This is a genomic window from Nocardia aurantia, assembly GCF_009604425.1.
Lineage (GTDB): Bacteria > Actinomycetota > Actinomycetes > Mycobacteriales > Mycobacteriaceae > Nocardia > Nocardia aurantia.
In genome coordinates this window covers 442,435-451,059 of the sequence record NZ_WEGI01000008.1, presented here as the reverse complement: position 1 = coordinate 451,059, position 8,625 = coordinate 442,435, and the positions used below count along the sequence as shown (strand labels likewise).

The following is an 8,625-nucleotide window of genomic DNA, read 5'->3' as shown; positions in this document are numbered from 1 at the left end:
GTAATCGCCGCCACAGACCGGCCTCGGTCCACACGCTGAACCGCCGATGCGCCGTCGGCACGGTCACCCCGAACGACGGCGGCAGCATCCGCCACGCACACCCGCTGGTCAGCACAAACACCACCGCGGTGAACACCGCCCGCTCATCGGCCGGGGCAGTCCCGCCACCTTGCGGACGCGGAACGAACCCGGGTAGCAACGGCTCGATCAGAGCCCACAACTCTTCCGGCACAAGACGTTTCGACAACCGGTCATCCACAAGTCGAACATCATGCCGCACAACCGATCACAGCACACCATGAACGAATCACAACCACGTAAGACACGTTCTTAAACCACGTCTCACATGGGTGTGATTTGTTTCCGGTGCGTTGAGATCGGTTGTGCTGCATGATGTTCAGTGGTGGATGCGTTGTCACCGCGGTTGGTATCGGACGAGTTGTGGAAGCTGGCCGAGCCGCTGCTGCCGGAGTTCCGCCGGCGCCCGCAGGGCGGCGGGGTGTCCCCGGTGGATCAGCGGGCGGTGTTCACGGCCGTGGTGTATGTGCTGACCAGCGGTTGCGCGTGGCGGATGTTGCCGCCGTCGTTCGGGGTCACGGTGCCGACGGCACATCGCTGGTTCACGGTGTGGACGAAGGCGGGCGTGTGGCGGCGGCTGCATCGAGCGGTGCTCGACGAACTGGGTGCGGCGGGGTTGATCGACTGGTCGCGGGCGGTGGCCGACGGGGCGAGTGTCCGAGCGAAAAAAGGGGCGGCCTGACCGGGCCGAACCCGGCCGACCGTGGCAAGCCCGGCTCGAAACTGCATGTCCTCACCGACCGAGCGGGAATCCCTGTGGCGGTGGCGGTTCCGGGCGCCAACGTGCACGACTCACAAGCGTTGAAACCGCTGGTGAAAGCGATCCCGGCAGTGCGGTCACGGCGAGGTCGTCGGCGGTGCCGGCCTGGCATGTTGCATGCCGACAAGGCCTACGACCAACTGGAGCTGCGACGGTGGCTGCGCGAGCGCGGGATCGCAGTGCGTATCGCGCACAAGGGAATCGAGTCCACCGAGCGCCTCGGCCGGCATCGATGGGTGGTCGAACGAACGATCTCGTGGCTGACCGGGCATCACCCTCAGTGAAATAAGGTGAGTTCTCGAGGTTTTCGGCGGGATCGGCGCCGAGGAAGCTCCCGAGCCGATCTGCCACACCGGTGTCGCCGGATGGTCTCCGGACGCACTGCACTGTCTTCGGGCAGCGAGATCAGCGCTGTGGTGGATCGTCAGGCGAGGCAGGTATCTGGATACTTCGAGTATTCAATACCTTGGGTATGCTAGTGTGGCTCGCATGACTGCGGCCGAAGACCAACCCCTGGAACCAATCCCGCGCATGCCGCGTGAGGAGGTGCGCCGTCGTCTGCTGGACGCGGCCGCGCGGATCTTCGCCGAACGCGGCTATGCCGACAGTCGGCTCGAGGACATCGCCCACGCGGCCGGCTTCACCAAAGGCGCCTTGTATTCCAATTTCGGCGGTAAACAGGATCTCTTCGGCGCCATCCTCAGCGAGCGCGCCCACACCGAACTCGCCACAGTGATGGTCGAGACCGAGGACATCGGCGATGCTTCCGCGATGGCCGCCCGGGTCGCGCACCTGGTGGCGCAACGGATCGTCGAGGACACAGCACGCGGGCGGCTCGGGCTGGAGTTCGCGGCCCGCGCCGCCCGGGACGAGCAGGCCAGGTCGGTTGTCACTCCCATGCGCCGCGCCCAGCGAGAGGCGGCGTCCCGGGCGATCGTCGAGGTCACGACTCGCTGCGGTGGCAGCCCGCCGGTCGGCCCTGACCTCGCCGCACTGATCCTGCACTGCCTGACCAACGGCCTGTCGATGGAACACCTCGCCGACCCTGAGGCGATCAGCGCGGATGTGGCCGAGCGTGCCCTGTCCGCTGTCCTCCAATGGTTGACAGCTGGCGCCCCGGAGAACTGATAACGAGCGTCAGCCGTCCAATTCGCGTAACGATGCGCCGCAACTGCGGCTGTTTCTCGGGTCGCTATCCTTGATATTTCAGGAGTCGCACATTTATGCGCAAAAACTACATAGACTGGCTAAGAAATCTCGGAATCCTATTCCTTTTCCCATATCACACAGCAAGAGTTTTCAATGACAACCCGTCGTTTTATGTGAAAGGCGTGGAGAACACCTTCTCGTCCGTTCTGGTGTACTCCTCGTCGTTCTGGTTCATGCCCCTGCTGTTCCTTGTCTCGGGGATGTCGAGTTTTTATGCGCTACGCAATCGGTCTGCGAAGAATTATATCCGGGAACGCTTATCCCGGTTGTTGGTGCCGTTCATCTTCGGCTGTATCTTCATTGTCCCGCCACAGGCGTACTATGCGCTGAAATTTCAAGGCGACTATCAGAGCGGCTACCTGGAGTTCCTGCAAAGATACTTCACCGACTTCTCCGGTTGGACGGAGACCACTGGAATCTCACCGGCCCACCTGTGGTTTCTCCTCTTCCTGTTCATCATCTCGGTCGCACTCCTGCCGCTGATGCGCACACTCATGACGAGGCGGTACTCGCCCACATGGCTGCGCCATCCCCTCCTTGCCCTGCTGCCGTTCGCGGCGCTGGCCGTCCTTTCCTTTCTTCCGGCGGTCGGCGGGCAGAACATATTCGTATACGGCATGTACTTCCTGCTCGGTTTCCTCATCGCAACCGATGATGAGATCGTCACCATGCTCGAAGAGCAGCGGCGAATTAATCTCGCAATCGCCCTCGCCGGGACCACGGGACTACTGATCGAAATCTACAGTATCGGGAAGCAGGCGGGCCCACTCTTCGCTACCTGGCACTATCTCTTCGCCTGGGCCGCGTTGCTCGCGATCCTCGGGTACGGCAAGCGGTATTTGAACAGGATGTCACGTTTCATGGACTATTTCGGTCCAGCAGCCTTTCCGGTCTACATAGTCCACCAGACCTTCCTGGTTGTCATCGCGTATTACGTCCTGCGTATCACCGACCACGGAATAGCGCCTTTCGCGCTCATCCTCCTGCTGTCATTCGGCTTCAGCCTCGCGACCTACGAGGTCATCCGCAGGATCAGACCGCTACGGTTCCTGTTCGGATTGAAATAATCGGACAGGCCCACTGCCCGTCCACCGAGGTCACCACCGATGATTGTGCCGGAAGCGTCCAGAAATGCATCGACCGATGGACGGGTGTTCCAGGTCGTCGGCGAACTCTGCGATCACCGCGCACCGGATGGTGTAGGCGAGTGCGGTGGTGGGGATGATGTGGTCGAGGTCGGAGGCGACGTACCAGGCCAGCTCGCGACCGCCATTGCTGATGATTGCGCTTCCTACCTCAGCGCACACCGAATCGTTCGAGCCCGGTCACGCGTAGCAGATCCAGCGCCGAGGCGGATTGCGTACCGGGGGCGGTGGAGTAGACGACGACGGCCTGGTCGGCTTCGGGCACCAGCAGGACATCGCAGTCGAGTTCCAGAGTGCCCAGGTCGGGGTGCGCGAGTGTGACGGCGCGGCTCCGCAGTTGCCCGGCGCGGCCGGCCCGCCACAATTCGTCGAAGCGCGAGCTACCCGTACGCAGTTCGGTGAGCAGCCGGACCAGACCGGGATCGTCCGGGTATTTCGCGTGCGCCGTGCGCAGGCATCCCACACAGTCGACAGCATCGGCTGCCTCGGCTTCCTGCGTCGTTACGAGCCGGTCGATTCCGGTGCCCAGAAATCGCTGCCACAGCAGGTTTCGTTCACCGGGTGGATAGCCGGAGAAATCGCCCAACAGCGCCGTTGCGAGCGAATTGCACGCCAGCACATCGGATTTGGCGGAAAGTACGAGCGCGGGCAGGTCGGCCATGCGGTCCAGCAGCCGCAGGACGCTGGGCCGGATCACCAGGGGAATGCGCCCGGCCTGCGGGGGCTCGACGCCGGCGAGCCGGAAGATCAGATCTCGATCGGACTCGCTGACCCGTAGCGCCCGCGTGAGTGCGCGCAACACCTGCTCGGAGGGTTTCGGCCCACGCCCCTGCTCCAACCGGACGATGTAGTCGACGCTGAGTCCGGCCGAGTGGGCGACCTCCTCGCGCCGCAATCCGGGCACCTGCCTGCGGTGCCCACCCGGCAGGCCGACGTCGGCGGGTGTGAGGCGGGAGCGCGCGGTGCGCAACACGATAGCCAACTCAGCCTTGTCCACCCTGCCCATCGTGCCGCAGGACCGCCGGCCGGGGGTGGTACCGGCGCTCCCATGCCGCACAGGCCCTGGAGGCGGCGGGCGATCGGGATCAGGGTCGGAAGCATGACGACATCGACAATCGCCCTGGTGACCGGGGCGAACAAAGGGTTGGGACGCGAAACGGTGCGTCGCTTGGCCGGATCGGGGTGGGAGGTCTTCCTCGCCGCCCGCGACGCCGATCGCGGCGCCCGGGCGGCGGCGGAGCTGTCCGCGGACGGCGCGACGGTGCGCTTTCTTCCTCTCGACGTGACCGCGCCGGAGTCCGTCGACGCGGCAGCCGAGCTCGTCCGGGCCACCGCCGGACGCCTCGACGTACTGATCAACAATGCGGCTGTCGCCGGACCGGACACGCATCCGGCCGAGACGCAGGCCTCGGACTTACGCGCGGTATTCGAGACCAATGTGTTCGGCCCGGTCCGCGTGGTCACCGCGTTCCTGCCGCTGCTGCGGGCTTCCGCCCATCCGCGCATTGTCATGGTGTCCAGCGGTATGGGCTCGATCGCGACGATCACCGATCCGAGGTGGAAAGACCTGGTGCGGCCGACGCTGGGTTATCCGGCGAGCAAAGCCGCCCTGAACATGCTCACGACCGTGTATGCCCAAGCCCTCGATGGAATTCGCGTCAACGCCGTCGATCCCGGATTCACCGCGACAGACCTCAACGGCCACACTGGAATTCAGACCCTGGAACAGGGTACCGATGCCATCGTGCAGCTGGCGACCATCGGTCCGGAAGGGCCCACCGGCGGCTTCTTCGATCGCAACGGAATTGTCCCGTGGTGAGAACCGCGGCCTTCATCCTCGTGCTCGCCGGCACGAGCTGGGCACTGCTCACATTTCTGTCGAAACCGAAGGATCATGTGATGGACCACCACGATTCGAACAACACCGTGCTATCGATCGGGCTGCATCCCGGTGCGGTCGACTACAGCCGCTACCCGGGGCTCGACGCGGCGATGCTGACCGCCCGCATCGAAGCCGGTGAGGCAGCACTGCGCGCCGCCGGATTCGACCTCATCTCGTGCCGGCTGCCCGCCGACGCCGATGCGGCTGTCACGACGCTGCGCGAGTGCGTGTCGCGGGGAACCTTCCGGGTCGCGATGATCGGTGCGGGGGTGCGCATGGCGCCCGAGCACACTCTGCTGTTCGAGCGGCTGGTGAACGCGCTCATCGATATCTCGCCCGGAATCCGGTTGTGTTTCAACACCTCACCGGAGACCACCATCGATGCTCTGCGCCGCTGGATCCAGCCGCGCTGAGCCCACTCAGTCGTGCAGGGTCCGGGGCAGGCCGAAGTGCCGCAGGCTGTCGGTGTCCATGAAATGGGTGATGGCGGTTATTCCGCGGTCGGCGATGGTCAGGACGTCCAGTCCGTGGGCGTGGGCCTGGCCGCTGTGCGGGTCGTAGGCGTAGACCCCGTATGCCGGTTGGCCGTTGGCGCGGGTCGGGATCAGCCGATAACGCGGCGCGCCGTAGAAAGCGATGGACCGCAGGAAATCTCGCACGGCTGCGCGGCCCTGGTATTCGACCGGCAGGGGCGGCATGCGCAGCCACACGTCCGCGGTGAGCAACTCGACGACAGCATCGACGTCGCCGCGGGTGAACGCCTCGGCGAACCGGTCGGCGAGTTCGCGTTCGCGCGCTTCCGGGACGGTCTCCTTGGTTGATTCGCCGAGCGTGGCGCGAGCGCGCTGCAGTGCGCTGTTGACCGAGGGCTCGGTGGTGTCGAGGGTGGCGGCGGTCTCACGGGCGCTGTAGCCCAGGACGTCGCGCAACACCAGCACGGCCCGCTGCCGCGGCGGCAGCACCTGTGCGGCCGCGACGAACGCCAGGGACACGGACTCCTTGCGCTCGAGCCGCACATCCGGTCCGGGATCGGTGGCGGGCAGATCGTCCAGCAGCGTGTCGGGATAGGGCTGCAACCAGGTCACCGCCGCTCGGCGGGTCGGCTCGGGCAGGCCCGACTCCGCGGCCGGTGGTGCGGCCGGGGCGCGGCGCCGGTGGGCGCGCAGCGCGTTGAGGCTGCGGTTGGTGGCGATCCGGTAGAGCCACGCCCGCAGCGACGCCCGGGCCTCGAATCCGGCCAGCCCGCTCCACGCGGCCAGCAGCGTCTCCTGGACCAGATCCTCGGCGTCCTGCACCGAACCGAGCATGCGGTAACAGTGGACGTGCAGCTCGCGCCGATAGGGCTCGACCAGCTGCCCGAATGCCGGGCCGTCGCCGGCTCGGGCGCGTGCCAGCAGGTCGTCGGTGCCGTATTGCTCGCCGGCCATCATTCGATCGTCCCATCCCTTCGGGTTCCGTCACTACCGCATATGCAGACACCGGGCGGCCGGCTGATTCAGCGGTGCCGGGCCGCTCGATTCGTCCCCGAACCGGTGTCTCGACAAGGGACAACAATCGTCACGAACCTGGAGGAATCCCATGCCCGATTCGAACACCACCGTCGTCGTCGGTGGGTCGCGTGGCCTCGGGCGCGGCATCGCCACCGCGTTCGCCGCACTCGGTGGCCGCACCGTCGCCGTGGCCCGCGACGCGACCCACCTGACGGAACTGACCGCAGCCGTACCCGGCCTCCGCACCGAGGTCGCCGACGCCGGGGCGAAGGGAACCGCGGAACGGCTGCTCGCGCAGTACGAACCGGACCGGGTCGTCCTGGTCGCCGGCGCGGCGCCACACATGGCGCCACTGGCACAACAGAATTGGGAGTCGTTCTCGGTGAACTGGGAATCCGATGTCCGCATCGCCTTCCTGTGGCTGACCGCGAGCCTGCTGCAACCGTTGCGGCCGGGCAGCCGGGTGATCGTCGTCAGTAGTGGTGCGGCCCTGGCCGGTTCGCCGCTGAGCGGCGGATACGCGGGGGCCAAGGCGACCCAGCGATTCATCACGACCTATGCCTCCGACGAGGCGAAGCGGGCCGGGCTCGGCATCGACTTCACCACCGTATTGCCCCGGCCGGTACCCGGCACCGCCATCGGCCGGGCCGCCGTGGCCGCCTACGCCGCCCACAGCGGCGTATCCGAGGAGGCGTATCTCACCCAACTCGGCGGCCTGCTCACTCCCGAGTCGGCCGGAGCGGCGATCACCGAACTCGCCGGGGTCGACTCCGCCGAACTCGCCGGCAGCTACCTGCTCAGCGCCGCCGGGTTGAAGCCGCTGACCTGATTCGGTGGGCCGACCGCTGTCCGGACAGCGAACGCCGGTACCCCCGGCGTGCATCCGGCCCGCACCTTCGTCGCGGAGGCGGAGGCAAGCGCGACACACCTACTGCTGTACCGAAATACGCGTACCGGTCTCGTCGGAGCGTCTGATCGCATCCAGCAATCGGTGTATCCGCACTCCGTCGGCGAAATCGGGGACCGTGTGCGCTCCGGTGCGGATGTCGTCGTGCAGTGCTGCGTACTGATGGAGCACGTTGGCGGGCTCGCTACCGAAAGATGCCGATTCCGAATGGTTTTCGATCGGCAGTTGCTCGAACCCGGCGCCGGTTCCGCGCGAACCCAGCAGCCGCAACTCGCTCATCTGGATGCCGCCGGGTCCACCCGCGCCCGATACGATCGCCAGATCGCCTTCGGTGCCGGCGATTTCGATCCGAGTCCGGCCGTCGGTGACCTTCGCGTCGTGAATGTGCGCGGCGACCGGGATCCCATCGGCCGCCGTCGCATTCAGGAGCAGATGATCCGGACTGCTGACCTCGAGTGCCGCACCGGTGTCCGCGACGACCATCCGCCGGTTGCGCACCGCCAGTTGCGCCGAGACCTCGGTGAGTTCGCCGATCAGGTACTGCACCGCGTGCAAGGTGTGGCCTCCGGCCACTTCGAGCAGGCCCGCTCCCTGAGCCTGATCGAGGGTGTATGCCGCCCACGCGGGGACTCGTCCCCCGGCACCCTTACCCCGCGCGGAATAGACCGTCGCCGAGAGGACTTGCCCCACATAGCCTTCCGTGAGGAGTTGCCGCGCCCGGCGGATCGCCGGTGCGTATCCGGCCTGCAGGCCGATGACATGCCGGACCCCGGCGGCGACAGCCTGGCGCGTCAGCGACTCGGCCTCGGCGGTGGCCGAGGCCAGCGGCCACTCGCAGTAGACATGTTTGCCGGCCGCCAGCGCGGTGCGGATCAACTCGGCGTGCGCCTGCGCCTTCACCGTGATCACCACCAGATCCACCTCGGGATCTTCGGCCAATCGGCGCGGATCGGTGAAGGCGCGAGCCTGGAACAGCTCACCGGCTCGCCGAGCGCTGTCGGGCCTGCTGGTGCCGACCGCCATGAGATGAAACTGAGGCAACGTGCGCAGCGCGGGGATGTGCGCGCGTACCGCCCACCCTCGGTCGGGGTTCGCGCCGATGATGCCTACCCGAATCGGGACCAAGACCAACTCCTGCCTAAGCGGACTACTGA

At 66.3% G+C, this 8,625-nt stretch carries 9 protein-coding genes and 1 pseudogene; 6 read left to right on the top strand and 4 right to left on the bottom strand.

What is annotated here, in order from left to right:
* Positions 1–259: transposase (locus tag NRB56_RS20145; protein ID WP_319943252.1), on the bottom strand; the 259-nt coding region annotated here is incomplete at its 3' end.
* A 141-nt stretch (positions 260–400) separates the two neighbouring features.
* Here NRB56_RS20145 and NRB56_RS20140 point away from each other — a divergent pair.
* From NRB56_RS20140 to NRB56_RS20130, 3 genes and pseudogenes are all read left to right on the top strand, one after another.
* Positions 401–1,092 (top strand): annotated as a pseudogene (locus NRB56_RS20140) (IS5 family transposase); the annotation flags it as partial.
* A gap of 235 nt (positions 1,093–1,327) precedes the next feature.
* On the top strand, positions 1,328–1,966 hold the full coding sequence (locus NRB56_RS20135; protein WP_153344387.1) for a TetR/AcrR family transcriptional regulator: 639 nt from the start codon (positions 1,328–1,330) through the stop codon (positions 1,964–1,966).
* Positions 1,967–2,061: 95 nt separating this feature from the next.
* Positions 2,062–3,114: an acyltransferase family protein gene (locus NRB56_RS20130; protein ID WP_153344385.1), complete on the top strand. Its 1,053-nt coding sequence runs from the start codon at positions 2,062–2,064 to the stop codon at positions 3,112–3,114.
* Between the two features lie 229 nt (positions 3,115–3,343).
* Here the strand turns inward: NRB56_RS20130 and NRB56_RS20125 are convergent, their stop codons facing one another.
* Positions 3,344–4,189: a helix-turn-helix transcriptional regulator gene (locus NRB56_RS20125; RefSeq protein WP_319943251.1), complete on the bottom strand. Its 846-nt coding sequence runs from the start codon at positions 4,187–4,189 to the stop codon at positions 3,344–3,346.
* A gap of 102 nt (positions 4,190–4,291) precedes the next feature.
* Here NRB56_RS20125 and NRB56_RS20120 point away from each other — a divergent pair, with 102 nt between their 5' ends.
* Together NRB56_RS20120 and NRB56_RS20115 are read left to right on the top strand one after the other, a co-directional pair.
* Positions 4,292–5,011: an SDR family NAD(P)-dependent oxidoreductase gene (locus tag NRB56_RS20120; RefSeq protein ID WP_153344381.1), complete on the top strand. Its 720-nt coding sequence runs from the start codon at positions 4,292–4,294 to the stop codon at positions 5,009–5,011.
* Positions 5,005–5,487: a hypothetical protein gene (locus NRB56_RS20115; RefSeq protein WP_227838024.1), complete on the top strand. Its 483-nt coding sequence runs from the start codon at positions 5,005–5,007 to the stop codon at positions 5,485–5,487. The genes NRB56_RS20120 and NRB56_RS20115 overlap by 7 nt, the downstream gene beginning before the upstream one ends.
* Before the next feature lie 6 nt (positions 5,488–5,493).
* On the opposite strand, the gene NRB56_RS20110 is transcribed toward NRB56_RS20115, so the two are convergent.
* A complete protein-coding gene (locus tag NRB56_RS20110; RefSeq protein WP_194290912.1) occupies positions 5,494–6,501 on the bottom strand; it encodes a sigma-70 family RNA polymerase sigma factor in 1,008 nt (335 codons plus the stop codon).
* Positions 6,502–6,652: 151 nt separating this feature from the next.
* Between NRB56_RS20110 and NRB56_RS20105 the strand changes: the two genes are divergently transcribed.
* Positions 6,653–7,393 carry an SDR family NAD(P)-dependent oxidoreductase gene (locus tag NRB56_RS20105; protein WP_153344378.1) on the top strand — a complete coding sequence of 247 codons (741 nt, stop codon included), beginning with the start codon at positions 6,653–6,655 and terminating at the stop codon, positions 7,391–7,393.
* Positions 7,394–7,492: 99 nt separating this feature from the next.
* Here the strand turns inward: NRB56_RS20105 and NRB56_RS20100 are convergent, their stop codons facing one another.
* Complete coding sequence (locus NRB56_RS20100) at positions 7,493–8,596, bottom strand: Gfo/Idh/MocA family protein (protein ID WP_227838022.1); 1,104 nt, start codon at positions 8,594–8,596, stop codon at positions 7,493–7,495.
* Positions 8,597–8,625 lie beyond the last annotated feature (29 nt).